The sequence below is a fragment of the Ferrimonas senticii DSM 18821 genome (genome assembly GCF_000422665.1).
In the GTDB taxonomy this organism is placed as follows: domain Bacteria; phylum Pseudomonadota; class Gammaproteobacteria; order Enterobacterales; family Shewanellaceae; genus Ferrimonas; species Ferrimonas senticii.
The window spans coordinates 1-24,440 of sequence record NZ_AUGM01000019.1; the positions used below are offsets into that span (position 1 = coordinate 1).

Genomic DNA, 24,440 nt, shown 5'->3' on the forward strand with positions numbered 1-24,440 from the left:
TGATGTGATGGACGCCCCTCCGTGAAACGGCGTCGTAATGCGCCAGAATTAAGCAGTTGAGTTGCTTAATTCGCTGAAGGAGCGTCCACCATGAAGATTAAGGTAGTTGGTATCGATCTAGCAAAAGACATCTTTCAAGTTTGTGTCTTACGTGAAGATGGCAAGGTACAACGGAACAGAAAGGTTCGTCGGAATAAGTTGCTGCATGAAGTCCGTCAGCTTCCGGAAGGTACGCTAATCGCAATGGAGGCTTGTGCCTCTTCTCACTATTGGGCTCGTACCTTTAAATCCATGGGCTATAAAACAGCGCTCGTGCCGGCTCAGCTAGTAAAACCTTTCACGCGCAAACAGAAGAACGATGCCAATGATGCTTTGGCGATTTGTGAGGCTGCTGAACGGCCAGAGATCCACCTTGTGGAAGTCAAAACGGTTGAGCAGCAAGACATCAAAGCACTGCGCTGTGTAAGGCGCCGTATCGTTGAGCATCGCACGGCGATAGTGAACCAAATTCGTTCGTTGTCTGCAGAATACGGTGTCATATTCCCACTGGGCATAAAGCGGCTCAGAGAAACTCTTCCGGATGCATTGGCTGATGACGAGAATGGGTTTTCAAGGATCCTCCGAAGCTTGCTAAGTGACCTTTTGGATGACCTTCGCATGCTAGATATCGATGTCACAGCTTTAGATCAGCAAATAGATCAGCTTTGCAAACAGCAACCCGGATACTCAGAACTTATGTCGGTTCCAGGATTTGGCCCAGTTATAACTTCTGCATTGGTAAGTGAGATCGGTTCAGGCGGACAATTCGCAAATGGCAGACAATTAGCCGCCTGGTGTGGGTTAGTCCCTAAGCAGCAAAGCTCTGGAGGTAAGCAGATGCTGGGAGGCATAACGAAACACGGAAACAAGGAGCTTAGGGTTCTACTTATCCACGGTGCGCGAGCAGTACTTCGATTTGCAGATAAACGTGATGACCGACTCGGGCGGTGGCTCAGACGGCTAATTGAGCGCCGCGGCAAGAATAAAGCAACCGTCGCATTGGCCAACAAACTAGCGCGCATCGCCTGGGGCGTATTGAACAGCAAGCAGCACTTTGATGCCCGCTTGGCGTTTGCGTCCAACACTTAGCAGGAGACTTAGCTGACAGCAAAACCTGAGTTTGCAAGCACTGATGAACTAACGGTTACCCGTCCCTGGGAAAACCTATCGTTGACCAAGGCACGATGATGTCGATGTAGTGATAAGGAACCAGGGTTCGGATTTCATCATGGCGCGGTACGATAGCAGTACCATATTGACGCCGGATATATGGTCGCGAACCAATCTTCATCAAAGCTTGCTGCTAACGGGGCGTCCATATATGGTTAATTTTTCAAAATTCATCTGGGAGTTGGCTGAAGAAAGCCCATATAAAGGCATAAAGCATACAATTACAGATAATGATGTTATTAAAATAGTAAAACGGTAGCTAACAATGCATCAATGCATGGATTAATAAAGCTTGGCTTAGTTCGTGCTCCACTAATTTTAGCCAAGCTTTATTAGCCCGTTATGCGGGTGTTAGCTGTTTCCGGAGTATCAATGTCTCATTACATCTCTATAGAAAGTTTAAATGTGAAACTTATGAATCTTGCAGGCTTAGCCATAGCTGGTGAAGATTTGTGTCGCAGATACATGTATAAATCAAGTTTTAGTATGTACGATAAAGAGTCATACTCCACAACGTTGAAGCTTTCTGTTTCTGAATCCTTAATAGAACTCGCAGTCAAGCTCAGGTCTTTTGATGAATTCTGTCCTTTTGAACTTGAAAATAATATTGATATTTATGAGAACAAAATCAGCAAATCGTCTAAAAATTTAAGGTTTCTTTGTAATAAAATAATTCATGCTAACGAAGTTAATTTGGATTACCAAGGAAATGTAAATTACCACAAGGATTTTACTTGGTGGGGAGGTCAAATTACTCTGAGAGGAAAGCAAGGAAATAAAAATTGGGTTTTCTTTTTTGATGTTGCTCAGTTTTGCGATTCAGCAATAGATTTCCTTTATAAAATTCAGCAAGTAATCGAAAAAAAGCAAAAACAATCGAATGACCTTCTGCAACATAGCTAACAAGAAAATCCAGGTGACGCCTACAGCGCACCTGATTTAGGCGTTAGCTGTATCGATACCCATTCCAAGCATCTGAATGCACGATGAAAAGAGAGCCAATGTCGGCTCTCTTTTTGATTTTTCAGAATAGTTGACAGTGGTCAGTGATTAGAAAGAGCAACAGCACTGTGGCAACTGTTACTGATAACTAAAAACTAAAAACTAAAAACTAAAAAATCACTGCAAGTTGGTGTAGTAATCCAAATTATTCAGCAGCGCCTTGGCGTTGCCAGCAAAACTGGGTAGTCGTTCCAGTTCGCGGTAGGTCATCTGCGCTTCCGGCCATTGTTGCGCCAGCCAATAGCTTTGACCGATCAGCAATAACCCTTGACCACGATGATATTCCCGTTGCTGGCGTAGGGTTTTCAGGGTGTTGCCATCCAGCCCTTGCGGTAGCGCACCTTTGCCCACTTGTTGCCAGTGCTTACGCGCGAGTTCGTTATCACCAAGGGCACTGTAGAGCCGCCCCTGCAGTAGCAATAATTGATCCTGTTGCGCTGGTGGCAGTTCGGTCAGTGCCAGTTGCTTCGTAGCTTCTAGGGTTAGTTGGTATTTACCTGCCAGATAACCTTGTTGCAGACAGTGCAGGGTTAATTTGTCATTGGCCAAGCACTCGGCGGCTAAGTTGTGGGCTTGCTGCTGCATATACAGTTGCTGCAGAGGTTGGCGGGTTTGCTCTGGTCGCAGCAGCGATAATAGCTCTAGCGCGGTGGCCGCTTGTTGCGGTTGATCCAGCTGCATCAGAGCGTGGGCCAGCAGCTGCCACGGCTGCGCTTGCTCAGCCTGCTGGGTTAGCCAACGCTCACTTTCCTGTTGTAGCTGCCGCCAATCTTCCAGTGCCAAGGCGCTGTAACTGCGCAGTGGCAACCAAGGGGTTGGTAGCGCCGCGTTCGCGGGCTTAACCAGTACCGTTAACACCTCTTGATGACGGCCCAACTGATACAAGCCGTAGCCGTATTGGTAACGGACGTTATCGTCGTCGGCATCATTCAGATAGGGCTTTAGCAGTGGCAGTGCCTCCGCGTAGCGCTGGTGTTGCAGATAGTGCTGCGCCAGTTGCAGGGCGGGGACTTTTTCATTGGGAAACTGCCGCTGCGCTTGCTGCCAACACGATAGCACCTGCGCTGCAGGGTAATCGGCTTCGGCGGCGGCGCGACAGGCATATTGATACACCGGCAGCGGTGGCTGTTCGCCGTCGATGAGTGGCCATAGGCTGGCGGCGGCCTCGACCGCTTGGCCCGCTTGCAGCAACTTATCGGCCTCAGACAATACCCGATAGTGGTGGCTGGATAAGCCTTGGGCGGCGACTGCCAACATCGGCAATAGACTAATTAAGCTCAAAATTGATCGGAACATCGACAAATACCGCGACTGCCTGTTGGGCAATTAGGGCTGGCTTGAACTGCCAGCGTTTGGCCGCGTCCAGCGCCGCCTGTTCAAAGTAGCCCGCAGGCTCTGCTTGTTGCACGGTGGCTTCCACCACCTCGCCTTGCTCTGACACCACCAAGCGCAGCATCACCTTACCGGTTACCCCGGCATTGCGGGCTTTCATCGGCATTTTCGGCGGCAGGTATTTCAGCAGCTTCGGTGGCTGATCCACCTCGGACAAACTGGCCAGTTGCTGACCCAGCTCTGGCAGTGGTGCATCGCTTAGGCTTGGCATCGAAAGCGTTGGGCTAAGCAGCGGTAACGCCATACTCGGGGCATTTAGGCTGGGCGCCGGTGCCGGTTTCGGCAGTGCCTGCTGCGGCTTGGCGCTGGCGTTTTGCTGCTGCGGTTTCGGCTTGTCCTGTTTCGGTGGCGGCGGTGGTGGCAGCACTAACGGCGCAACCGACTCCGTGCTGGCCAGTTGCACTGGGCCGCGATGATTCAGTTGTTGTGGCAGCCAAAACACCAACAGGTACGCCAGTGGCAGCGCCACCGCTAACCGCAGGGTGCCACGGCCAAAGGTGGCAATCATCATTGGCTGCTACCCAGTTGATCGGCGGCGACCGCGGTGTGTTTTAAGCCGGACTGATTGGCGATATCCAACACCTTAATAGTGACTCCGGTAGGACAGCGCTGATCGGCCATGATCAGCAGCTGAGCATTCGGGGTTGAGGCCGCCAGTTGCCGCAGGGTGGCTGGCAGGTAGTAGATGTCTAACTCTTTGCCCTGCCAATACAGCCGTCCGGCACCATCCAAGCTGATGATCGACGGGGTGCCGTGGCTGGCTTCGGCGGTGGCGGCTTGTGGCCGTTCAATTTCAACCTTATTGAGCTGGACAAAGCTGGTGGAGACGATAAAGAAGATCAGCAGGATGAACACCACATCCAGCATCGGCGTCATATTGATTTCGCTGTCGCCATCGCGATTAAGACGATCACTAAGCATCGGTGAGTTCCTTAGGGTTGGCGGAGGTTAGTGCGCTGCGCCACTGCTGTTGCAAGCGGTTAAGACGGCGTTGCCACAGGAATGCCAGCAGCAAGCCGGGGGCGCCGATCAGCAGCCCAGTTTGGGTGGTGATCATCGCTTGGGCGATGCCATCCGATAGGGCGCTGCCGTGCTGCAAGCCGCTGCTGCCGATGGCATCAAACATGGTGATCATCGCGCTCACAGTGCCCAGCAACCCCAGCAGGGGCGCGGTGGTGGCCAGCAGTTTTAAGCCCTGCAGTTGTCCTTGTTGACTGGCGGCCGCCCGCTGCAGCGCCAGTTGTTGCTGTCGTTGTTGCAGCCACGCTGGAGCGGCGGCGCCTGTTTTGGTGTCAGTGGCTGTCAACAGATGTGGCTTACTGGGAGGCAGCAGCAAGCCTGCCGCCAGATACAGCATCAGCAAGCAGCACAGCAGCAGCGGCCACATCACCGCGCCGCCCGCTTGCAGATAACCGAGTAAGTCGCTGAGCAGCGGTTGGTTCAGCAGGCTACTCATGCTGCATGCTCGGTTGGGTTAGCTACTGAATTAGTCGCTGGTTGGACTGGCGCTACGGTGGTCGCCCCCTCCAGTTTGTAGGCCAGCAACTGGGCACCGTGTTGTTCCATATTGGCGGTCAACCGTTGGGCGCGGCGCTTCAGTGGATGGTGCAGCAGCAACAGCGGAATGGCGGCGATCAAGCCCGCTTGGGTGGTGATCAACGCTTTACTGATGCCGCTAGAGAGCAGCTTCGGTTCGGCGTTGCCAAATTCGGTTAGGGCGCGGAAGGTTTCAATCATGCCGCTGACGGTGCCGAGCAGGCCGAGCATCGGCGCCAGCGCTGCCAGCAAGGTGACAAACGCTAAGCCGCGTTCGAAACGACCCAGCTGCGCCAACATCCCTTGCTTAAGCTGCTGATCGGCGGCCTCCAGTGAACTGCTGTGCCACGCTTGCAGCAGCACCGTGGCGGCTGGGGTACGTTTTAGGCCGCTAAGCTGTTGTTCAATTTGGTCGGCATTCAGCGCTGGTAGCGGTCGCCACCACAGTAGCCGTGCGCCGCAGATCACAATGGTCAGTAACCCCAGTGCGGTCAGCGCCAGAATTGGCCACAGCATCTCGCCGCCATCAACCACCCAATCTTGCCAGCTGCGCTGCGCCACCAGTGACGCCAGCGCGCTGCCTTGGCTTAAGTCCAGCGGCAGCAGCTCACTGGCACCGCTTTGCCATTGCTGTAGTGGCTGTTCGATATGGCTTGGCAGCGGGCTAAGCCACTGCTGCTGTTGAGTATCGATAAGCCCCAACTGCGCCCCTTGCTGGCCAATCACCATCGCCTGACCAATCACGGTTAAGTCGGTGCTTTGGCTGCGACCATCGCTGCTGGCAAACGGCTGCTGTAACGGAGTGATGCTGGCACCGCTGTGCAGATCGCCCAAGGCGTAATCCACCAGTTGCTGCAGCGCCGCTGAGCTTGGGAACCCCTCGCTGGCGATCTGGCTTACCAGCCAAGTTTGGCGCTGCGGGTATAGGTACTGGCTTGGGCTTAACTGCCAGCGCTGCTGCAGTTGGCTTAAGGCGTGGCGGTAGCTGCTGTCCACCAGTGCCATATCCGCTTCGGCGGCGGCTTTGGCTTCGCTCAGTTGCTGGCGCTTTTGGTTTAGTTCAGCCAGTTTGGCTTGCAGCGCCTGCATGGTGGCGGTTTGCTCGGCCAGTTTATTGCTTAGTGCCTTGCTGTCGGCCAGCAGTGCTTGGCGTTCGGCGCTGAGCTGTTGCTGCCACTGGTGGTTGTCGGCCTGGATCGCGGCGGCGCGCTGATCTGCCTGTTGGCTTAACGAGCTGCTGCTTGACGAGCTGGCGGCGGCACTAGCGGTTAGGCTCAGCAGGGCAGCGGCGATGGTCGATTTAATCAAACAAGACTTCATTGCATTACACGTCATCATCATGGCCTTACTGCTGGGCGCTGCCGTTGGCGTTAGTGTTCGGGATCAACAGCGGCACCAACGCGGCGGCCTGCTGGTTTTGGCTGATGGCAATTGCCGAGCTGATCGCGGCGTTGTGCTCGCTGCCAAGGGGCTGCCACTGATTGTTGCTGCGATCGAAGTAACCGCTGTGCTGGCCATCGGCGCTTTGGGCAAACCACGCTAAACGGCCAATGCGCAGCAGTTGCATCTGCCGCTGTTCGCCAGCCAGTTCAATCAGCGCTTGTTCGCTGTGGCTGCCATAACCTTGCTCAATCTCAATTCGCAGTGCTTCTAGCAAGCGGCTAAAGCGCTCCGCTTGGTTGAGGTTGACGTCATCCAGTGCTTGGCGCAGGAAACTTAAGCGGCGGGCGCGTTCCTCTTTGGCAAACGGCAGATCGGCCTCCACAAAGCGTTCCAGTTCGGCGTACCAGATCTCCAGATTGGGATCGAGGTGCTGACGAATGGCATCGATGTTGGCGATGTCGGTGCTCAGTTGGCTGACCTGCGCTTGTTGTTCGGCCACCTGTCGCTCTAGCTTGGCGATCTGATATTCGGTCCAGTACAGCTGTGCCAACTGCTGTTGCTGCTGGCTGTTGAGATCCGCTTGTTGCTGCTGCCAGCGGGCGGCTTGGCGGCCAAGTTCGGCGGCGCTGGCGATCGGTTTGGCCAACGTCGCTTGCAGTGCCTGCGGATTGGCGCTGGTTGTGGCAACAGTGGTATCGGTATTTGTAGTGGCGGCGCTGCTTGCCGCAGCCAACCAGCAACCGGCCAGCAGCAGGCTCAGGCGGCTGGCATTAATGACAGAACGGGTCATGAAATACGCTCGGTGCGGGCAAAGCCCGACAGTAGATGGAATTGGTGAATAAGCAGCGACAAGATCAGCAGGATGTAGCTGCCAAAATAGATCTTGGCCATCGGGTTATGGCTTAAGGTGAATTTGACCGTCAGGGCGCTGTCGGCGGCGCCGTGGGGGACGAAGAAATCCACCGCCGCCGCTTTGTGATCGCCCCATTCCAGTGGCTCCATAAAGCTGGCGGCATCGCTGATCAGCAGTTTGCCGTCGGCATCGAACACACTGAGGTTGGCGTGGTTGATGCGCGGATCAAAGTCGGCCAAGGTGCGGCGGGTCATCCGTCCGGCTTGGGTGTGCCCTTCGGCATCTTGGCGAATAAGACCGATGTCGTTGTTGTATTCGATGCTATCTAGCCGCACGGTGTGGCCGTTAAATTCGGTCTGCTCGCCGGCTTTTAGCTCGATGTGGGTTGGCTGATGCAGCACCACAATTTCCAGCGCGTGCATGCAGAAGATCACCAGCGTCAGCAGGTGAATTGGCAGCAACCACAGATGACGATGGCGCCAGCGCCGTTTTTGCCAAATCGGCCATAAGCCGGTGACGGAGCAGGCCAAGGTGTTGACCCCCAACAGCGCCACCACCATAACTAGGCTAACTAGCCACCACAGCACCGGTGGGTTGTCGCCCAGCAGCGGTGACCATTGGCTAAAGGGCAGGCCGCTAAGCTGTTTCAGCACTGGCCAGTAACCGGCTTGTTCCGACAGAAAAATACCTAATGCAAACCAGACAATACTGGCGATGATCAGCACGCAGGCGAGGCGCATCGAGCTGAGTTTTTCGAGCAAGCTAGTCATTTGATCCGATACCCCACTTGCAGCAACGCGATAAACAGCAGCAACAGCGCTTTGGCCAGATTCAATTGTTTCTGGCTCCGCAGCCATTGGCGCGGGAAGTGAAACACCAAGATCAGCAGCAGATAGAACAGCGCCGAGAAGAAGAAGTGGCTGCTCCAACTCCAGGTGCGGCCCCAGCCCTGCATTGCCCAATAGCTGCCAGCGACTTCACCGCACATAAACGCTAATCCCGCCAACAGTGCCAGCAGATGACAGTGAATTTGCAGCCGTTGGTCGCGCTGTTTAATCAGCAGCAGATAGCCGATGGCGGCGGCCAGCACTAAGCCAAGGGTTAATGGCCGCGAGAGGAAGAACAGCTGCGCCCACAGATAGGTCAGTACCGAGCTGGCCTCATCCGGGGCGCTGTAGCGGCTGGCCAGCGCCAGCAACACCAGCGCGGCGGCGCTGCAACCATAACGATATTGGCGACTGACGCCGGAGGCGGACAGCGACAGTTGGCCGCTCAGCAACAACATCAGCGCGCCAATCAGCAGCAACATCAGGGTGCTGCTCATCGGGAACTGATGATTCTTGAGGTACACCTCGGCCAGCCAGCCTAGGCACAGCAGCAACAAGCCAAGGCTTAAGCCGCGACTGAGATCGAATCGGGCTGATGGGACAGTGGTGCTGCTTATTGGTTTAGGATCAGTCATTGGCGCAAAACTCCAACAGTTGGCTGGCGGCATCGGCGTCGCTGGCGACGACAATCTGTGGCGCCTGCAGATGCCAGCGTTCAATAACCGCCTCTAACAGCGATGGCCGCACCACCCAGATCTGCTTGCGCTGCGGATTGGCCAGCAAACTGGCGATCGCTTTGGCAAGGCCCAGACCGGCCAGCTCCATCGGCCCAATCTCATCCACCAGATAGGTGCTGTGGTCATCGCTTGCGGCGTTAAGCGCTTGCTGTGCCAGTGCCAGCCCCTCTGGGGCGAAGCTAAAACGGGTGCCGGTGGCAGCATCGAACTGGGCTTGGCGACGGCCAAACGGTTGGCGTTCGCCGCTGGCCAGATTGATGGCGTCGCTGCTGAGGCGTTTGCCGTCGGCCATTTCGCCGGGGCATAACAAGCCTTTTAATTGGAGCTGCGGCTGTTGTTGCCACAGGTTCATCAGCGCGGTGGTTTTGCCGCTGCCGGACTCTCCGGTAAGCAGCAGCACTCGTGGCTGGGTCTGTTCGGTTAAGTGTTGCGGCATAAAGATCTGCTGCTGGCCGATGGCGATGGCGGCGGTCGCCATCCCATACAGGGCACTGAGGTTAGCGGGAGTCATCACTTGCGCGGGTGCGCCAAAACCAAGGCAGCGACCATGGTCGAGCAGCAGCACCTTATCGGCGTAGCGGTAGGCCAGATTGGGATCGTGCAAGATGGCGATGGCGCACAGCTGATCGCGGCGGCAGGCCAGTTTGACCTGATCGAGCATGTGATAACGGTTGTGGTAATCCAGATGGTTGGTGGGCTCATCCAGCAGCAACAGGTGCTGGCTTTGCACCATCGCCCGCGCTAACAGCAGCAGCTGCTTTTCGCCACCACTGAGCTGATTAAATTCACGCTCGGCCAGATGGCTGGCATTAAGGCGCCGCAGCATCGCCAGCGCGAGCTGACGGTCGTCGTCACTGGGGCAGGCAAAAGCGCTGAGGTAGGGGGTGCGCCCCATCAGCACGGTATCGAGCCCCGAGAAGGCGAACACCCCCTCTTGCTGCTGCGGCACCAAGGCGATCTGTTGCGCCCGTTCGGCAATCGATAACTGTTGTAACGGCTGCTGACGTAATTGCACCTGACCGCTGTCGGCGGCGCGATGGCCCAGCAGGCAGTCGAATAGGGTCGATTTGCCGACGCCGTTGGCGCCCAAAATGGCAATGAACTCGCCAGCATTAGCGCTGAAATTGACGTTATTAAGCAGTAAACGCTGCTCTAAATGCAGAGTCAGATCGTTTACCGTCAGCACGGTTTCTGCGGTGTGATTAACCATGAGCGCCTCCACGGAATCGGCTGCGGTACAGCAACAACGCAAACAGCGGCGCGCCGACCACCGAGGTGATGATCCCCACCGGTAACTCCAAACTGAAACTGCTGCGGGCCAGGGTGTCGGCCAGCAGCATAAACACCGCGCCCGCCAAGGTGGCCAGCGGCAAAAGCTTGATATGATCGGCGCCAATGATTGAACGGATCATGTGTGGCACCACCAGCCCGAGCCAACCAATTTGCCCCGCGACGGAGACACAGGCGGCCACCACCAGCGAACTGACGATGGTCAGCAGCAGCCGCAGTCGGCGCGGATCGACCCCCAGCGCTTGGCACTGTTTGTCGCCTTGGCAGAGAATGTTTAAGCGGTAGCGCAGCAGATGAGCGCAGCCATAGCCGAGCAGCAGCGCGGGCAGCAGTTTGCCAACGTTGTCCCAACTGCTGGCGGACAGTGAGCCCATCAACCAGAAGGTGATCGCCGGCAGTTCGCCGTAGGGATCCGCCAAGGTTTTGATCACCATCAGCGCCGCGCCAAACAGCGAGCCAACGATGATGCCGGTCATGATCATAATCAGCAGGCTGTTGTTGCCCACTTGGCGTGCCATCGAGATTGCCGCAAACGCCGCCAGTAGGCCAAAGCTGAACGCCAACCCTTGCACCAGCAACCAACTGCTGCCGGGCAGCAGCAGCCCCAGCGCCGCACCAAACATACAGCCGGCGCTGACCCCTAAAATGTCGGGGGAGACCAGCGGGTTACGAAACACCCCTTGATAGACGGTGCCCGCCATCGCCAGCCCCGCACCAATCATCAGTGCCATCAGCAGCCGTGGCAGGCGCACTAATAGGATCACCTGTTCACTGGCGCTTAAGTCTGCTGGTAATGGGCTGCTGCTGAGCAGGGCCCACAGTACCGCTGGCAGTTTGCTAAGCGCGGTTAAAGTCGAGGCCAGATCGGTATCAAAGCGCCCCAGCAGCAACGCCGCCGCCAGGGTTAACAGCAGCAACAGCGCCATCTGTTGCGCGGACAGGGTGCGCTGGCAGCGCGGCGCGGCGGCTAGTGGCGACATAGACTGTTCTCAAATGGCGCTGTGCAAGCGTCGCCGACCACTTGTTGGTAAAACTGACCCAAGCGATCCGCTACATTCACGTCGTTAAAACGCTGTGGGTGAACTTGGCTGGCAACGTAGTAGGCGCTGGCGGCGGCCAATGGGGTTGGCATGTGCCACAGCGCATCCGATGGCAAGGTAGTACGCGGCACGTCCTTGAGCACCATCAATTGCGGCTCGGCCAGTTGCTCGCTGATGCGCTCGCCACGGCCTTGCTCCAGCACCAGATATTGCGGCGCCCAGGTCAGCAGTTGCTCAAGGTTAATTTTCGGATAGAAACCGGCGACGTCCGCGGCGACGTTATCGATGCCGGCTTTAGTAAGCAGATCGTGTTGGAACATCGATTTGCCGACGCTGCGATAGAGATCGCCGCCGTTGCCGTAATAGCCGCGCACTGGGGTGACACCGGTTAAGCGTTGGCTTAGCTCTTGTTGCAGTGCGCGACTGGCGTCGATCACTCGCTCAGCCTCTGCGGGGTTGCCCGCGGCGGTGGCGATCAAGGTTAGCGCTTGTTCGATTTGCGGCAGCGATTCAGCGCGGATCAGCAGTGCTGGCACCTTCAGTTGTGCCAGTTGATCGGCCAGTCTTGCGCCATCTTTTTTATCGCTGATCAGCACCAGATCCGGTTTCAGAGCCAACACGGTTTCAAGGTTAATACCTGCGGTGAGGTTGCCCACTTGGGTGGGACTGCGCTGGCCCAGCAGCTTACGCACCAGCGATTGGCGGTTGTCTTGACTGGAGACCCCAACGAGATTGTCCCCAAGACCAAGGCTTAGGGACAATATGGAGGCGGGCATATAGGTTGTGACGATGCGGGTTGCAGGCTCTGACAGGGCGACTTGGCGCCCGGTCATGTCGGTCAAAAGCAGCGGACTGGCCGCTGCTTTTGTACCAAGCCCTAACAGCATCGCTGTGGTCAGCGACCGTAAGAACTTACGAGACATCTGGGCAACCTTAGAAGCGGTAGGTTACGCCGATATCGAAGTTACGACCTTCGGTAGCGTGGCCATCACCTTCGTAGAAGTTCACGTCCATCAGGTTGTTAACGTTGGCAAACACAGTCAGCTGATGGTTAAAGAAGTCTTTGCGAATACCTGCGTTGATAACGGTAACGTCTTTTTCAAACACTGGGACGTAATAAGTGTTTGGCCGTTGACCTACCTTTTTGTCACCAATTACGAATTTGTCTTTGTAATTGATGTTTAGGTTGGCGCTAATGCCGGTAACCTGTTCATCCCAAATCAACATTGCACTGACTTCGTTGGTCGGAACGTCGTAAACCTCGTCATAATCTACGTCATCTGACTTATTGCGAGCGTGGGTGTAGGTATGATCGATGGTGTAACGCAACTCCTCTGTCAGTTCGCCACTAAAGGACAGTTCAGTACCAAAGGTTTCGGATTCATCAATGTTGACAGGAACGCGCCAGTCGCCATTACCTTCTTCTTCAGCTGGATTATCGACATCAATGGTAGATAACCGATCTTTAATGTCGTGATGGAACAGGCTGAAGTTAAATTGGCTAACCAATTCCGAATCAAACTGGTGTTCGTAACCCAAAGTACTGCTCAAGCTGCGCTCAGGGTCTAGCTGATGCAGTTTGCCATCGTCACTGCTCATATCATTAAAAGTCGCAAAGCGGGTTTTTTGGGCAACCGAACCAAAAACTCGTGCGCGTTCAGATAGGGCGTAGCTCATACCAATCATCGGATCGAAGGTATCAGTGGTGTCGTTGTTGTTTTCGGTGATGATATAGCCTTGCATATCATCAACCACTTGGCGGTGCCAGGCGATACCACTAACCACCGTTAGATTGCCAAAGTGGATGGTGTCTTCAGCGGCCAGACTGTAAGTAGACAGTTGGTTTTTGTAGCCCTCGATGCTGTCACCTTCATCAAGCTCAGGGCGGCTAGATACCAAGTGATCTGGTACAAGCGAGAAAGTTTTACGGTGAATGTCTTTCTTGTAGTTACCAGAAATACTCAAGCTGTGGGTTTCGCTAAAGCGATAATCGGCAAATAGCGCGCCACCAACGCTGTAGTCGTCAAAGCCACTGTCACCCCATTTCTCTTCCTTTTTAATGCCTTCGTAATAAGCCATGTTGTCGGTGTGGGTGTGGTAGTAGGCAAGCCCACGCAAAGTCAGGTTATCAGAGACTTTATGGCTGGCATTAAGATCGATACCGCGGTCGGTGTAATCGGTAATGTCCGCGTAGCTGGTATAGGTCGCCCAAGATTTAATGCGGTTGTCTTGGAATGGCAGGCCGCGTTCAGTTTCAAATTGAAATACAGTGGCATAAACCGCGGTCGTGCCGTTGTTGTAGCCAGCTCGCAGGCGGGCACTTAATGACTCTAAATCCGAGTTAATCCGGCGGCCGCCATCTTCCAGCTGAACCATTTCTCCGGTGGTCTTGTCTTCTACTTTCTCTGGCATTTCATAGTCACCAGACAAGCGGAACGCATCGCGACCGGTGTGTTCGATGGAACCGAATACAGTGAAGTTACCTTTGCCGTAACTAAAAGAGGCGTCTTGATGGTTCTGGCCGTATTCACCAACACTGGCGCTGATCTCACCAGAAATGCCTTCGTGGCCCTGTTTGGTGATGATGTTTACCACCCCGCCCATGCCGTTTGGCCCATAAAGTACCGAAGAAGCGCCTTTGGTGATCTCTACTTTGGCAATGATGTTGGCCGGGATCTGATCAAGGTTCAGCTTGCCTTCGTTGGTGTTGTAGTAAGGAATACCGTCCAGCAGGATCAACACACGGCTTTGATCAAAACCTTGCAGGTTCAGGTGACGCTCGCCTTTGTTGTTCTGGGTGATGTGTACGCCGGGCATGTAACTCAGTGCATCCGCCGCGGTCTGTGCCCCAACCATCTCAATGGTTTCTTGAGTCAGCACGTTGTTGATGGCGATATCGCGCACCCCAGTGGCTTGATCGGCCACCACAATTTCCCCTAAAGAGAATACGTTGCTGTTATCGGCCGCCATCGCTTGGGCGGATAAACCGGCGGCCACCATCAGGGCCAGTGGGGACAGACGCAGAGACTTCACTGCATGCTCCTTGCTAATTATGAACAGGGCTAAAAAATACGCGGGGATGCTAACAAAGGCGGCAGGGCAAGTTTTCAGTGTTTATTCAGTTATCGATAGTGATCACACCAAAAGCGCCAATAAATGACATCACTTGCGAGTGTTTTGTGTTTTGTGTGACATATTGCCCTTGTTGGGTCGTGTTGTTGTGGGGGGTTGCGCCAAGTTGTCTGGACTTTTTGGGGTGAAGTTTGGTGACCGTGGTTCGTTAGAGTCAGTTAACCGCTTGAGTGTAAGGTGGCTGTACGGGGAGTGGTGCTGTTGCTGGGGGGCGTAGAAAAGGAAAAGGCCAGCGACCAATGCTTTGCAGGCGGGATAGGACGAGTTGCGCGCAAAGAATCAGTTCTGGCCTTAATCGCCCAGGGGCGATTGTGCTGCAGTGTAACGGCTGGGTTGGCCGAGATCTGAGCAAATTGAGTTTATTTTAACCTTGATCACACACTGAGGCGGGATTTCTAACAGCCGACTGAGAACTGCAACCAATAGTGGGATCTATTGATGCAGCTGCGACCAAATGACTCATCCAAATTGAGCCAAAAAAAATCCCAGCGCGAGGCTGGGATTGGTGTGGCCTAAGGCCAATACTCAGTTTGCTGCTGACAACAACGAACGAGAATCGAACATTGGCAGCGACCGGGCTAACTCGGTGTCGCTGCCAACCTGATCTGCGGATCAGTTAACGCGGTATTTGGCGATCAGCTCTTCGTCTAGCTCGATGCCCAGACCCAGTGCATCGGACACGGCTACGTAGCCGTTGTCGAATTGCAGCTGGTTCTTCACCAAGCTGGTAAACAGTGGGCTGCTGCTCTGGGAGAACTCCATCAGAGTGCCGTGCTCACAGGCCGCCAAGAAGTGAACCGAGGCAGACAGCAGGATGCCGGTGCTGAAGCCGTGCGGGATCAGCTGAGTACCGTTATCTGCGCCAGTTGATCTTAGATGGCGAGATTGTCCTTGGCGCCAAGTTGGTTGAGAGTAATTTGGCTAAGCAGTTGGAGTTATCCCGCAGCACCGTGCGGATGGCGCTGAATACCTTGGTGCACGAGGGGTTGGTGGTGCAAAAGCCCTACGCCGGTTGGCAAGTGGTGGAGATTGACCAAGCGGATCTGTGGGAGCTGTACCATCTGCGTTTGGCGCTGGAGGGGGAAGCGGCGGCGATGGCCGCCGAGTGGGCCAGTGACGTCGATAAGCAAGCGCTGCACAGCCTCTATCAGCAGTACTGTCAGCTGTGCCAAAACAAGCCCAAAGACAATCGCGCCATCAGCCAGATGGATTGGCAGCTGCACCAACAGATTGTGGCGATCTGCGGCAGCGAGCGAATGCAGAGCCAATACAAGCAGATCCTCTATCCATTGCAGGCGTACATCGCCATTACCCACCAGAACTACGATCTGTCCCAAAGTGCGTTAAGCCATCAAGGGTTAGTGGCGGCGATCTGCGCCGGCGATGCGGTTGCCGCCCAGCAACAAGCCCGCGCCAACATCACCCCATTTACGCCCGAGTAAGTTCAAAAATCCGTCGATGCTGTGCGCTGGCTCACGGTCACTTGCAGCGCAGATGGCGATAATGCGCGCCGCGCTCAGCGGTCGATTCCGACGGCTGGCCTGATCTACTCAACTCTTCATATTTGCTACTCCCGATGACGCTTATGCCACTGTGGCATTGGTGCGCTGCGGGTGTCTGTTCGTAAGGGCACTATGCAACAACAATCCTCTGCACGCTTAGGGGCGCTGCTGGCACTGGGCGCGGTTATCGCCTGGTCACTGAACTTTGTTATCGCCCGTGGGGTGGCCGATGCGATGCCGCCGGCGGCACTGGCGTTTTGGCGCTGGTTGGTGGCGTCGGTGGTGTTGATCCCGCTGGCATGGCGTTACTGCTGGCAACAGCGACGTCAGCTGCTGCCGCATTGGCGTTTTATCACCATCAGCGGCCTGCTGGGGGTGACCTTGTACAACTTGATGATGTACTACGCCGCCCATTTTACCGAAGCCTTTAACCTGTCGCTGCTGGCGATCTCGGCGCCGGTGTTTATGCTGATTTTGTCGCTGTTTGTTGAGCGCGAGCCGGTCTCTTGGCTGCGGCTGGCGGGCATCGGCATCACCATCGCTGGGGTGTTGGCGCTGTTAACCGGCGGCGATTGGCAACGGTTGGCGAGCATGCAATTTGGGGTAGGCGAGCTGTGGGCGCTGTTGGCGTCGTTGCTGTTTGCCATCTACTCGATGATGCTGAAACGCAAACCGGCGGTGTTAACTCCATTGCCGTTTCTGTTCCTGTTCTGCGCTTCGGGTACGGTGCTGTTGTTGCCGTTCTACGGGGTTGAATTGGCGCTGGGATACCACACCGATTGGAGCCTATCGGTAGTTGGTGGGGTGTTGTACATCGGCATCGGTGCCTCGGTGGTTGGCTTTTATCTGTGGAACCGAGCGGTTACTTATATTGGTGCTGCCAATGCGGGGCTTATCTATTTCACCCTGCCACTGTTCTCCGGGATTGTGGCGACCCTCACCTTGGGCGAGCCGATTACCTTGCTGCATGGGATCTGTGGCTTGCTGATCATCTCAGGGATTGTTATCGCCAATCGCGCCGAAGCCAGACAGAAGGCCCGCCAAGTTGATAAGGCCCAATGCCAGATTTAATCGCACCTTGGTGAATACCTAGGGCGTGTTGACCTTTGCTGTATATTTTTGCGCCTATTGTTGGTTGTTTTTGACAGCACATTGCTAATGGTCAGTTAATTTTGCTGCTCAGAGATCACTGAGGGGCGCCTTGCAGGGTCGGACTAGCGGCTGTCACTCTTCGTCATACGATTTCGACGTAGAGCCACTATGCCTTCAATCGCAATCCTCGATTGACAGCCGCTATCCTCGACCAAATTCTGAACACCAAACGTCAACACGCCCTATAAAAACGGCCCGACAGTCAGACTGTCGGGCCGTTTTTTGTTGTTGGTTGTTTACCCTAGCAAGCTTGCTAGTGGTAGCCCCAAGGATAGCAGCAGGCTGTAAACCAAGGTCAATTTGGCGGTGCGCCCCAGTAGTGGGTTTAGCGCTGCGCCTTCGCTGCGGCGAAATTCGCGAGCGAGGATCCGCGCCATTGGTACCGAAGCAAAGCCCAATAGCAGCGCCAGCCCCGGCAGTTGTCCTAGTAAGAACATTAAGCTCAAGGTCAGATAAGGCAGTGCCAGCAAGGTGCTGTACAGCAGTCGCGAGCGCTCTTGGCCGATACGAACCGCCAAGGTGCGTTTACCAGCTTTGGTGTCGGTGCCGATATCGCGGGTGTTGTTCACCAGCATAATCGCGGCATTAAGCAGCCCCATGGTGGAGGCTAACAACCAAACATTGATGGTGCTGGTGTGGGTTTGAGTGAAGTAGCTGCCGACCACCGCCACCAAGCCAAAAAACACAAACGCCGCCACTTCACCAAGGCCGTGGGAGGCCAGTGGGTAAGGGCCGCCGGAATAGCACAGCGCGCCGAGCACCGCGAACACTGCCAGCGCCGCGACAATCGGGCCACCAACGAAGATCAGGTGCATGCCTACCGCCACCGCTAACACCAGCGACAGGATCATCGCGTTACGCACCGAACGAGGGCGGATCAGTCCGGACTGAGTCACCCGTACCGGACCCAAACGTTCTTCAGTATCGACGCCACTTTTAAAGTCAAAATAGTCGTTAGCCAGATTTACGCCGATCTGCAGCAGCACACCGCAGAGCATCGAGCTAAACGCCAACAGCAGGCTAAAGGTGCCATCAACGTAGGCTAAAACGTTACCAAGCAGCAGCGGGCCAATGGCCGCTGGCAGGGTACGTGGACGAATGGCCAGCACCCATGGGTTTAAATTCATGGTGGATCACTTTTTTGGATTCAATCATTGCCTATTGTATCGAAAGTGTACGCACAGCGGCACTGATCGGCATCACACGGTGACGGTTGACTGTGATTCAGGCGCGGGCTTTGTAAGCAAAAAATTCCACGCTTGATTTGGGTCAATGATTAAGCCTATTTGCTCGATGTGGGGTTAACTATTTAATAACATTGTTAACAAGTTGAAACGGGGACAGGATGTTCAATTTTGATGGTCAAGTGATCGTGATTACCGGTGCTGGTCGAGGACTTGGTCGCGCTTACAGTTTGGCGCTGGCATCGCGCGGGGCGCATATTGTGGCCATCGATAATGGTTGTGATATCGACGGCCATGGCGTCGACAGCAGTTATCTGGATGATCTGCGAGAGACCATTGAGGACATGGGCTATCGCATGTCGGCTTATTGTGTCGATGTGACCCAACAGCAGCGGATTGCTGATGTGCTCGATGAGGTGTACCAGCAGCATGGCCGAATTGACGGTTTGATCTGCAATGCCGGGCTGATGCTGTTGCAATCGGCAGAGGATGAAGGAAACGCCAAACATCTGCGCCAGTTGGATGTTAATCACGTTGCTACGGTGGCGATGATTGAGCACGTCCTACCGTTGATGCGCACGGCGGATGCGGGCCGGATTGTGGTGACCGGCGGCTTAAGTCCGTTGTATGGCGATCCTCGGCTGATGGGTTTTGCCGCGTCGATGTCTGCCAATATGGGCTACGCTCGCTGCCTTGCAGTGGCGCTTAGCGACAGTAATATCAACATCAATATCATCGCGCCGGCCAACTATTCGCGGTTGACGTCGCAGCTGGATTGGCCATTTGAGTATGAACTGTTTACCGCTGACCTAGTTGTACCAGCGGTGCTGTGGCTGCTTGCTGAAAGCGCTCCGAACGGGGTTACGATCTCTGCTGGAGGTGGCCACTATTCGTTAATCGAGTCGATGGAGAGCGAAGGGGTGATGCCCGATCTGGTCAACCTGCGACCGCAGGTCGTGGCCAACGCCATTCAAGGCTTGATGCATCAACCGAAAAATCAGGTTTATAAAAGCTTTAAGCAGCGCATGGGTCATATTCTAAAGCAATTGATGATTAAGCAAGCAGGGTAATACCAATTCACCTAAATATCTGATCACTATTGCTGGTTTAAATCATCTCACTCTGCGTTACTCAACTTACTGGTAGAGCCACTAGCAGCGGCGTTGAGTGCCTTGATTGAGACGATTTCTCCTTCGCACTAGGTAGACCATTTACTTAAGTGAATTGGTATAAGTTTCAAAACTGGCATTTTGCTGTGCGCCGCAGTAGTGTAATCGACTGATTTTCGTCATCGAGAGAGCGCTATGTCAGCCGTATTGGACAATTTGGTTAGCCTGCTCACCTTAGAGCAGTTGGACGATGGCTTATACCGCGGTGAAAGCCAAGATCTGGGCTTTGGTCACCTGTTTGGTGGCCAAGTGTTAGGTCAGGCGTTGGCGGCGGCCCAGCGTACCGTGCCGGCTGGCCGGATGGTGCACTCCTATCATTCCTACTTTTTGCGCGCCGGTGATCTGAGCTTGCCGGTGATCTACGATGTGGAAACCCTGCGTGATGGTGGCAGCTTCAGTGCAAGACGAGTTAGCGCGATTCAGCACGGAAGACCGATCTTTTTTATGACCGCCTCGTTCCAGGCTGAAGAGCCCGGCCTTGAGCATCAAATAGCGATGCCGCAGGTGGAAGCGCCAGAAGCGTTTCCGTCAGAGCTGGAATTGGCCGCTAAAATGGGCGATCTGCTGCCGCAATCGGTGCGTGATCAGTACTTGAAAAAACAAGCGATCGAGATCCGCGTAGCGGAAAGCAAAACCCAGCGTCTGACCGACCGCAGTCCGACTCGCAATATCTGGATGCGCGCCAATGGCGCCTTGGCCGATGACCAATCGCTGCATCAGTTTTTGCTCTCCTACGCTTCGGATTTTAACTTCTTAACCACCGCGTTAAAGCCGCACGGCATTGAGTGGCTATCTGGCGAAGTCAAGGCGGCAACCATCGATCACTCAATGTGGTTCCATCGCCCAGTCAAATTTGACGACTGGCTGTTGTTCAGTATCGATAGCCCATCCACCAGTAATGCCCGCGGCTTGGTGCGCGGGCAGATCTTTAACCGTGATGGCCAGTTAGTCGCCAGTGCGGTGCAAGAGGGGTTGTTGCGTAAGCGCAAATGACTTTAACAAAGTGTGATTAAGATCAATAAGCGGCTACTGACAGCCGCTTTTTTTGTTTGATATCGTAAATAGATAGCTGGCACAAATCCCAGCTATACCTCGGATGAAGGTAACCAGGAGAGCGGTCGATTATCGATTTTCTAATGAAAACCGATAGGGCACCCACCGAAGAAGTAAATCTTTCAGGTGTCAGCGTTTGCTGATGAGGACTGGTACTGGACGAGCCTCTGGAGAGTTCCATTGACTTGGACGCCGAAGGCGCAAGCGTAGCCAATCGTGGCCGCGTGAAACGCTCAGGCAAAAGGACAGAGAGTAGAGTTTTTTACTGATTACACTGAGCATTGGTGCCGCTATCGCGAGATTAGCCACCGCGCTTCGCCGCGTCGTTGCCGCCACTGGCAATGAAATGACGACATGCAGGTGCGCGCCCGACACTCAGTAGCCGATTGGTATGATCTATCCCCCTGCACCCGTAATGCGGGTGTGTTTGTCGTCGTTGTTCGGTAAACGCACTCGGTCCGTCGTGGTTTCTCCTCAAAAATTTTGATGTATTTGAGGAAAAACAAATGTCTGCGATTGAATCTGTACTGTCGACCCTATCGTCTTGGGTTTGGGGACCGCCGCTGTTAGTGCTGCTGGTCGGTACCGGTATCTATTTCACCACCCAACTGGGCTTTATGCAGCTGCGCAAGTTGCCGTTCGCGCTCAAACTGATGTTTCGCGCCGACAGCAGTGCCGGTGATGTCTCCCGTTTCTCGGCGCTGTGTACCGCGCTGGCGGCGACCATCGGTACCGGTAACATCGTTGGTGTTGCCACTGCGGTAAAATTGGGTGGCCCTGGGGCACTGTTTTGGATGTGGCTGGCGGGTCTGTTTGGGATGGCCACCAAGTACGCTGAGTGCATGTTGGCGGTGAAATACCGCCGCACTGATAGCCGTGGCGAACAAGTGGGTGGGCCGATGTACTACATCGCCGACGGCATCGGCAAGATGTGGCTGGCGAAGGTATTTGCAGTATTTACCCTGCTGGTGGCGTTCTTTGGGATCGGGACTTTCCCGCAGGTGAACGCCATTGTTGATGGCGCCAACATCGCCTTGAGCGTACCCCGTGAAGTGACCATGGTGGTGCTGACCCTGCTGGTCGCGGCGGTGGTACTGGGCGGCATTAAGCGCATCGCCAAGGTGGCGACCGCGCTGGTGCCACTGATGGCAATTGGTTACGTGTTGGTGTGTAGCGCCCTGTTGCTGGCGAACCTCGAGGCGGTGCCGGCGGCGGTAAGCCTAATTATTGAAAGTGCCTTTAATCCGGTCGCCGCTGGCGGTGGTTTTGCCGGTGCCACGGTGATGATGGCGATTCAGTTTGGTATCGCCCGTGGGGTGTTCTCTAACGAAGCGGGATTGGGTAGTGCGCCGATGGCGGCCGCTGCGGCTAAGACCAAGTCGCCAGTCGAGCAAGGCTTAGTGTCGATGACCGGCCCGTTCTTGGATACGCTGATCATCTGTACCTTGACCGGTTTGGCACTGGTGATCACCGGCGCGTGGCAAAGCGATGCCGCTGGTGCAGCGATGACTTCTGAGGCGATGAGCAACGGTTTGTCGCAACTCTTAGGCGCCAAGATCATCACCATCGCGCTGCTGTTCTTTGCCTTTACCACCATCTTAGGCTGGTGTTACTACGGCGAACGTGCGGTGCTGTTCTTGGCTGGGGAAAAAGGTCGTCTGCCGTACCGAGTGATCTTCGTTTGTCTGGTGGCGGTGGGTGGTTTGCTGCAGTTGAACCTGATCTGGCTACTGGCGGATGTGGTTAACGGTTTGATGGCGGTGCCAAACTTGATTGCGCTGTTGCTGCTGCGCAAAGAGATTATCAGTGACACCCGTGCTTACTTTGCTGGATTGGCGGTTAAACCAAAGCATGGGACAGAGGCGGTAGAAGCCTAATTTAGACTTAGAACCTTAACGGGGCGTTGCCAATGGCAGCGCCCTGTTTTGTTTGTGATCACTGCGATTTAACTGGCCCGGGAAAGAAACGATTGGTTTGCTGCTGATAGGCCAGATACCCCGGCCGTTTCTGAACCGAGTAGTATTCAGCCGGTACCGCGCCAGAGTAGTACACCAAGGTGGTGTACATGATCTTTGAAGTAAAGAGCAGACCCGCACCCAACAGCACCCACAGCAACAACGAATCTGCCGTTGAGTAGAGCGCTAACCACGATGGTAGGGCGGCGATAACTAGGCCGTTCCACACCATCCATTCGGCAAAGTAGTTTGGATGACGACTAAAGCGCCATAAGCCGACGCTACAAACTTGGTGGCGCATCCCCTGTTGGCGCATCTTGGTGAGAAAGGCCTTCTTTTGGTAATCGGCGACACTTTCCATTACAAACGCGGCGAGCCACAACGCCAGACCGATAACTTCAAACACTGAGAAACTGGTGGCTGGGTTGCTGGCAATAATCAATGCCGGTAACGCTAAGAACGACGCATTGGCAAGCCCTTGGACTAAGGCTTCAATCTGCATCATTGCCGCGGTATTGCTGATGTTGGCCTTTTGCCAGCGACGCCGTTGATATTGATAACGCGGTAACTCTTTATCTAAATGGCCATGGCGCAGCAGTGCCAGTGCCGCCACGCCCATTCGTAGCCCAATAAACAGATAAACCGCACTGACAATGGCGCTGCGCAGCCAGTAACCATCGCTGTAGAACCACGTCAGCAGCCCAATCAGCGCAACCCCAAGCGGCCAGCCGATATCGACATAAGACATCCGGCCGGTTTTCCAAGTAGGTATACACACCACCAAGGCAAACAGCAGCAGCTGAGCTAAGCCATTGGCAAGGCTAAGCTGAAAAAATTGACTGCTACTGAGTAACACCGCCAAGCCGAGTAAAAATGGCAGCGCTGGTTTGATGTACTTAATTAGCCGTTGCATCCCTGTGTTCCCTGAGTGTCGGCCTAGATGACCGCTTAGTGTGCCGATAGCGAGATCGAAAAGTAATTGGCGTAATCGCCATAGAAGCGGTGATTCGTGCCATTTAAGCGGTTGAAGTTCGGCTTTTGGCAGCCGCTAAAAAACATTTGTTACTGAAGTTAAATAACTGTGTCGTTGCTTGCAGCGTCCGAGAAATCGTTGCCTTAGTTGTAAATTTTAAATGGCTGATGGGTAATTGTTCAGCACCGATAGGCGGCTTTTAAGGCTTACTCATGAATGATGTATCTTGCTGATATTAATCGCTTTTTGTGGTGCTAGGATTAAATGGGGTCTAGGTTATTTAAGGAGCAACTATGACTTCGTTAAAGCGTTATTTAGCGATGACTGCAGCTGGTGTCCTGTTGAGCTATCCTGCAATTCTGGTGGTACTGGGCGCGGTCTCAACCACCGTGGTGGTGTGGTCGCTGCTGTTTGGCGTTCCCGGTTGGGCTTATGTCCTGATGTAGTGGTTTGCGTGGCTGCTTGAGCCACTTTGGTTAATCGAACAGCGCACACAAGCATCGGCTTAGTGCGCTGGTTGTTTTAGCAATCGAAGATAAATGCCGCTGGCAGCGGTGCAGATTGGTATAAGATGACCGCTAATCTTCTCGTAGAACCAAGGAACTTTCGATGCGGCGTTTGCTTGTTGCTGTCGGTTTATTGCTGCCATTGGCTGGGTGTGTCACCGATACGCCGGATGTTGAGCAGGTGGAGTATGCTCAGGTCAGTGGCGTTATCGCCTTTAAAGAAAAGACGTTATTGCCGGACAATAGCCGGATTGTGGTGGCGGTGGTGGATGCCAACAAGCGTGGCACCATTTTGATGCAAACCGAGTTTTCCGCCGCCAAACTGCCGGTGCCGTTCTTCCTCTCGACCCCGAAAGAGAAGTATGACGACAACGCCGATTATGTCGTCTGGGCTGCGGTGAATGTTGATGGTTTGGCGCAGCCGCTGCTGCAAACCCGTGACCCGTTTGTGCGGGTGCTGAATAACGGCGTTACCAATGCGTTGGTTGAGGTAAAAGCACCAGCGCCACGTTAACGTGGTTAGTGCGATAAATTGACCGCAATAA

General features: G+C 54.6%; 24 protein-coding genes and 1 riboswitch. Of the genes, 9 read left to right on the top strand and 15 right to left on the bottom strand.

Annotation, left to right across the window (positions count from 1 at the left end; translation table 11 throughout):
- Positions 1-90: 90 nt before the first annotated feature.
- Together G506_RS0110755 and G506_RS0110760 are read left to right on the top strand one after the other, a co-directional pair.
- On the top strand, positions 91-1,128 hold the full coding sequence (locus tag G506_RS0110755; RefSeq protein ID WP_028116867.1) for an IS110 family RNA-guided transposase: 1,038 nt from the start codon (positions 91-93) through the stop codon (positions 1,126-1,128).
- 453 nt (positions 1,129-1,581) lie between these two features.
- Positions 1,582-2,112 (top strand): hypothetical protein, encoded by a 531-nt coding sequence (locus G506_RS0110760; RefSeq protein ID WP_028116868.1) that lies wholly within the window; start codon positions 1,582-1,584, stop codon positions 2,110-2,112.
- 216 nt (positions 2,113-2,328) lie between these two features.
- Here G506_RS0110760 and G506_RS0110765 read toward each other — a convergent pair whose 3' ends face one another.
- From G506_RS0110765 to G506_RS20715, 13 genes are all read right to left on the bottom strand, one after another.
- Entirely contained in the window at positions 2,329-3,507 is a 1,179-nt protein-coding gene (locus tag G506_RS0110765; protein WP_169628101.1) for a tetratricopeptide repeat protein, read from the bottom strand.
- Positions 3,479-4,114: an energy transducer TonB gene (locus G506_RS20465; protein ID WP_051202062.1), complete on the bottom strand. Its 636-nt coding sequence runs from the start codon at positions 4,112-4,114 to the stop codon at positions 3,479-3,481. The genes G506_RS0110765 and G506_RS20465 overlap by 29 nt, the downstream gene beginning before the upstream one ends.
- The gene (locus tag G506_RS0110775) at positions 4,111-4,524 is read right to left on the bottom strand and encodes an ExbD/TolR family protein (RefSeq protein WP_028116870.1); all 414 of its coding nucleotides are present in this window, start codon (positions 4,522-4,524) and stop codon (positions 4,111-4,113) included. Before G506_RS0110775 ends, G506_RS20465 begins: the two co-directional genes overlap by 4 nt.
- On the bottom strand, positions 4,517-5,059 hold the full coding sequence (locus G506_RS19520) for a MotA/TolQ/ExbB proton channel family protein (protein ID WP_051202063.1): 543 nt from the start codon (positions 5,057-5,059) through the stop codon (positions 4,517-4,519). The genes G506_RS0110775 and G506_RS19520 overlap by 8 nt, the downstream gene beginning before the upstream one ends.
- Positions 5,056-6,459, bottom strand: a complete 1,404-nt coding sequence (locus G506_RS19525; protein ID WP_051202064.1) for a MotA/TolQ/ExbB proton channel family protein — start codon at positions 6,457-6,459, stop codon at positions 5,056-5,058. Before G506_RS19525 ends, G506_RS19520 begins: the two co-directional genes overlap by 4 nt.
- A 25-nt stretch (positions 6,460-6,484) precedes the next feature.
- Entirely contained in the window at positions 6,485-7,312 is an 828-nt protein-coding gene (locus tag G506_RS19530) for a DUF3450 family protein (protein ID WP_051202065.1), read from the bottom strand.
- On the bottom strand, positions 7,309-8,145 hold the full coding sequence (locus tag G506_RS19535; protein WP_051202066.1) for a hypothetical protein: 837 nt from the start codon (positions 8,143-8,145) through the stop codon (positions 7,309-7,311). The genes G506_RS19530 and G506_RS19535 overlap by 4 nt, the downstream gene beginning before the upstream one ends.
- Entirely contained in the window at positions 8,142-8,837 is a 696-nt protein-coding gene (locus G506_RS0110800; protein WP_051202067.1) for a hypothetical protein, read from the bottom strand. The genes G506_RS19535 and G506_RS0110800 overlap by 4 nt, the downstream gene beginning before the upstream one ends.
- Complete coding sequence (locus tag G506_RS0110805) at positions 8,830-10,149, bottom strand: ATP-binding cassette domain-containing protein (protein WP_240473412.1); 1,320 nt, start codon at positions 10,147-10,149, stop codon at positions 8,830-8,832. Before G506_RS0110805 ends, G506_RS0110800 begins: the two co-directional genes overlap by 8 nt.
- Complete coding sequence (locus G506_RS0110810) at positions 10,142-11,209, bottom strand: FecCD family ABC transporter permease (RefSeq protein WP_035387263.1); 1,068 nt, start codon at positions 11,207-11,209, stop codon at positions 10,142-10,144. The genes G506_RS0110805 and G506_RS0110810 overlap by 8 nt, the downstream gene beginning before the upstream one ends.
- A complete protein-coding gene (locus G506_RS0110815) occupies positions 11,197-12,192 on the bottom strand; it encodes an ABC transporter substrate-binding protein (protein ID WP_035387264.1) in 996 nt (331 codons plus the stop codon). Before G506_RS0110815 ends, G506_RS0110810 begins: the two co-directional genes overlap by 13 nt.
- Before the next feature lie 10 nt (positions 12,193-12,202).
- Complete coding sequence (locus tag G506_RS0110820; protein ID WP_051202069.1) at positions 12,203-14,302, bottom strand: TonB-dependent receptor plug domain-containing protein; 2,100 nt, start codon at positions 14,300-14,302, stop codon at positions 12,203-12,205.
- A 711-nt stretch (positions 14,303-15,013) separates the two neighbouring features.
- Positions 15,014-15,244: an enolase C-terminal domain-like protein gene (locus G506_RS20715; protein ID WP_338032044.1), complete on the bottom strand. Its 231-nt coding sequence runs from the start codon at positions 15,242-15,244 to the stop codon at positions 15,014-15,016.
- A 59-nt stretch (positions 15,245-15,303) separates the two neighbouring features.
- Here G506_RS20715 and G506_RS19540 point away from each other — a divergent pair, with 59 nt between their 5' ends.
- Both G506_RS19540 and G506_RS0110835 read left to right on the top strand, forming a co-directional pair.
- Complete coding sequence (locus G506_RS19540) at positions 15,304-15,843, top strand: GntR family transcriptional regulator (protein ID WP_240473413.1); 540 nt, start codon at positions 15,304-15,306, stop codon at positions 15,841-15,843.
- Between the two features lie 171 nt (positions 15,844-16,014).
- A complete protein-coding gene (locus G506_RS0110835; RefSeq protein WP_156904876.1) occupies positions 16,015-16,974 on the top strand; it encodes a DMT family transporter in 960 nt (319 codons plus the stop codon).
- Between the two features lie 317 nt (positions 16,975-17,291).
- Here the strand turns inward: G506_RS0110835 and G506_RS0110840 are convergent, their stop codons facing one another.
- Positions 17,292-18,182: a 1,4-dihydroxy-2-naphthoate polyprenyltransferase gene (locus tag G506_RS0110840; protein WP_035387265.1), complete on the bottom strand. Its 891-nt coding sequence runs from the start codon at positions 18,180-18,182 to the stop codon at positions 17,292-17,294.
- A 218-nt stretch (positions 18,183-18,400) separates the two neighbouring features.
- On the opposite strand from G506_RS0110840, the gene G506_RS0110845 reads away from it, so the two are divergent.
- The 3 genes from G506_RS0110845 (at position 18,401) to G506_RS0110855 (ending at position 22,338) form a co-directional block, all read left to right on the top strand.
- Entirely contained in the window at positions 18,401-19,309 is a 909-nt protein-coding gene (locus G506_RS0110845) for an SDR family NAD(P)-dependent oxidoreductase (RefSeq protein ID WP_028116878.1), read from the top strand.
- Between the two features lie 234 nt (positions 19,310-19,543).
- Positions 19,544-20,401, top strand: a complete 858-nt coding sequence (gene tesB, locus G506_RS0110850; protein WP_028116879.1) for an acyl-CoA thioesterase II — start codon at positions 19,544-19,546, stop codon at positions 20,399-20,401.
- A gap of 217 nt (positions 20,402-20,618) precedes the next feature.
- Positions 20,619-20,720, top strand: a riboswitch (glycine riboswitch).
- Between the two features lie 247 nt (positions 20,721-20,967).
- Positions 20,968-22,338, top strand: a complete 1,371-nt coding sequence (locus tag G506_RS0110855; RefSeq protein ID WP_028116880.1) for an alanine/glycine:cation symporter family protein — start codon at positions 20,968-20,970, stop codon at positions 22,336-22,338.
- A gap of 58 nt (positions 22,339-22,396) precedes the next feature.
- Here the strand turns inward: G506_RS0110855 and G506_RS0110860 are convergent, their stop codons facing one another.
- A complete protein-coding gene (locus tag G506_RS0110860) occupies positions 22,397-23,329 on the bottom strand; it encodes a DUF1295 domain-containing protein (protein ID WP_240473414.1) in 933 nt (310 codons plus the stop codon).
- 353 nt (positions 23,330-23,682) lie between these two features.
- Between G506_RS0110860 and G506_RS20945 the strand changes: the two genes are divergently transcribed.
- The gene (locus G506_RS20945; RefSeq protein ID WP_156904877.1) at positions 23,683-23,835 is read left to right on the top strand and encodes a hypothetical protein; all 153 of its coding nucleotides are present in this window, start codon (positions 23,683-23,685) and stop codon (positions 23,833-23,835) included.
- Positions 23,836-23,998: 163 nt separating this feature from the next.
- On the top strand, positions 23,999-24,409 hold the full coding sequence (locus G506_RS0110875) for a YbaY family lipoprotein (protein WP_028116882.1): 411 nt from the start codon (positions 23,999-24,001) through the stop codon (positions 24,407-24,409).
- Positions 24,410-24,440 lie beyond the last annotated feature (31 nt).

Excerpts from the sequence above, each read along its gene's own strand:
- G506_RS0110775 (WP_028116870.1), bottom strand. The coding sequence starts at position 4,524 with ATGCTTAGTGATCGTCTTAATCGCGATGGCGACAGCGAAATCAATATG.
- G506_RS0110840 (WP_035387265.1), bottom strand. The coding sequence starts at position 18,182 with ATGAATTTAAACCCATGGGTGCTGGCCATTCGTCCACGTACCCTGCCA.
- G506_RS0110755 (WP_028116867.1), top strand. The coding sequence starts at position 91 with ATGAAGATTAAGGTAGTTGGTATCGATCTAGCAAAAGACATCTTTCAA.
- G506_RS19535 (WP_051202066.1), bottom strand. The coding sequence starts at position 8,145 with ATGACTAGCTTGCTCGAAAAACTCAGCTCGATGCGCCTCGCCTGCGTG.
- G506_RS19530 (WP_051202065.1), bottom strand. The coding sequence starts at position 7,312 with ATGACCCGTTCTGTCATTAATGCCAGCCGCCTGAGCCTGCTGCTGGCC.
- G506_RS0110810 (WP_035387263.1), bottom strand. The coding sequence starts at position 11,209 with ATGTCGCCACTAGCCGCCGCGCCGCGCTGCCAGCGCACCCTGTCCGCG.
- G506_RS0110805 (WP_240473412.1), bottom strand. The coding sequence starts at position 10,149 with ATGGTTAATCACACCGCAGAAACCGTGCTGACGGTAAACGATCTGACT.
- G506_RS20945 (WP_156904877.1), top strand. The coding sequence starts at position 23,683 with ATGACTTCGTTAAAGCGTTATTTAGCGATGACTGCAGCTGGTGTCCTG.
- G506_RS0110875 (WP_028116882.1), top strand. The coding sequence starts at position 23,999 with ATGCGGCGTTTGCTTGTTGCTGTCGGTTTATTGCTGCCATTGGCTGGG.
- G506_RS0110760 (WP_028116868.1), top strand. The coding sequence starts at position 1,582 with ATGTCTCATTACATCTCTATAGAAAGTTTAAATGTGAAACTTATGAAT.
- G506_RS0110800 (WP_051202067.1), bottom strand. The coding sequence starts at position 8,837 with ATGACTGATCCTAAACCAATAAGCAGCACCACTGTCCCATCAGCCCGA.
- G506_RS19525 (WP_051202064.1), bottom strand. The coding sequence starts at position 6,459 with ATGAAGTCTTGTTTGATTAAATCGACCATCGCCGCTGCCCTGCTGAGC.
- tesB (WP_028116879.1), top strand. The coding sequence starts at position 19,544 with ATGTCAGCCGTATTGGACAATTTGGTTAGCCTGCTCACCTTAGAGCAG.
- G506_RS0110845 (WP_028116878.1), top strand. The coding sequence starts at position 18,401 with ATGTTCAATTTTGATGGTCAAGTGATCGTGATTACCGGTGCTGGTCGA.
- G506_RS0110765 (WP_169628101.1), bottom strand. The coding sequence starts at position 3,507 with ATGTTCCGATCAATTTTGAGCTTAATTAGTCTATTGCCGATGTTGGCA.
- G506_RS0110815 (WP_035387264.1), bottom strand. The coding sequence starts at position 12,192 with ATGTCTCGTAAGTTCTTACGGTCGCTGACCACAGCGATGCTGTTAGGG.
- G506_RS0110860 (WP_240473414.1), bottom strand. The coding sequence starts at position 23,329 with ATGCAACGGCTAATTAAGTACATCAAACCAGCGCTGCCATTTTTACTC.
- G506_RS0110855 (WP_028116880.1), top strand. The coding sequence starts at position 20,968 with ATGTCTGCGATTGAATCTGTACTGTCGACCCTATCGTCTTGGGTTTGG.
- G506_RS19520 (WP_051202063.1), bottom strand. The coding sequence starts at position 5,059 with ATGAGTAGCCTGCTGAACCAACCGCTGCTCAGCGACTTACTCGGTTAT.
- G506_RS20465 (WP_051202062.1), bottom strand. The coding sequence starts at position 4,114 with ATGATGATTGCCACCTTTGGCCGTGGCACCCTGCGGTTAGCGGTGGCG.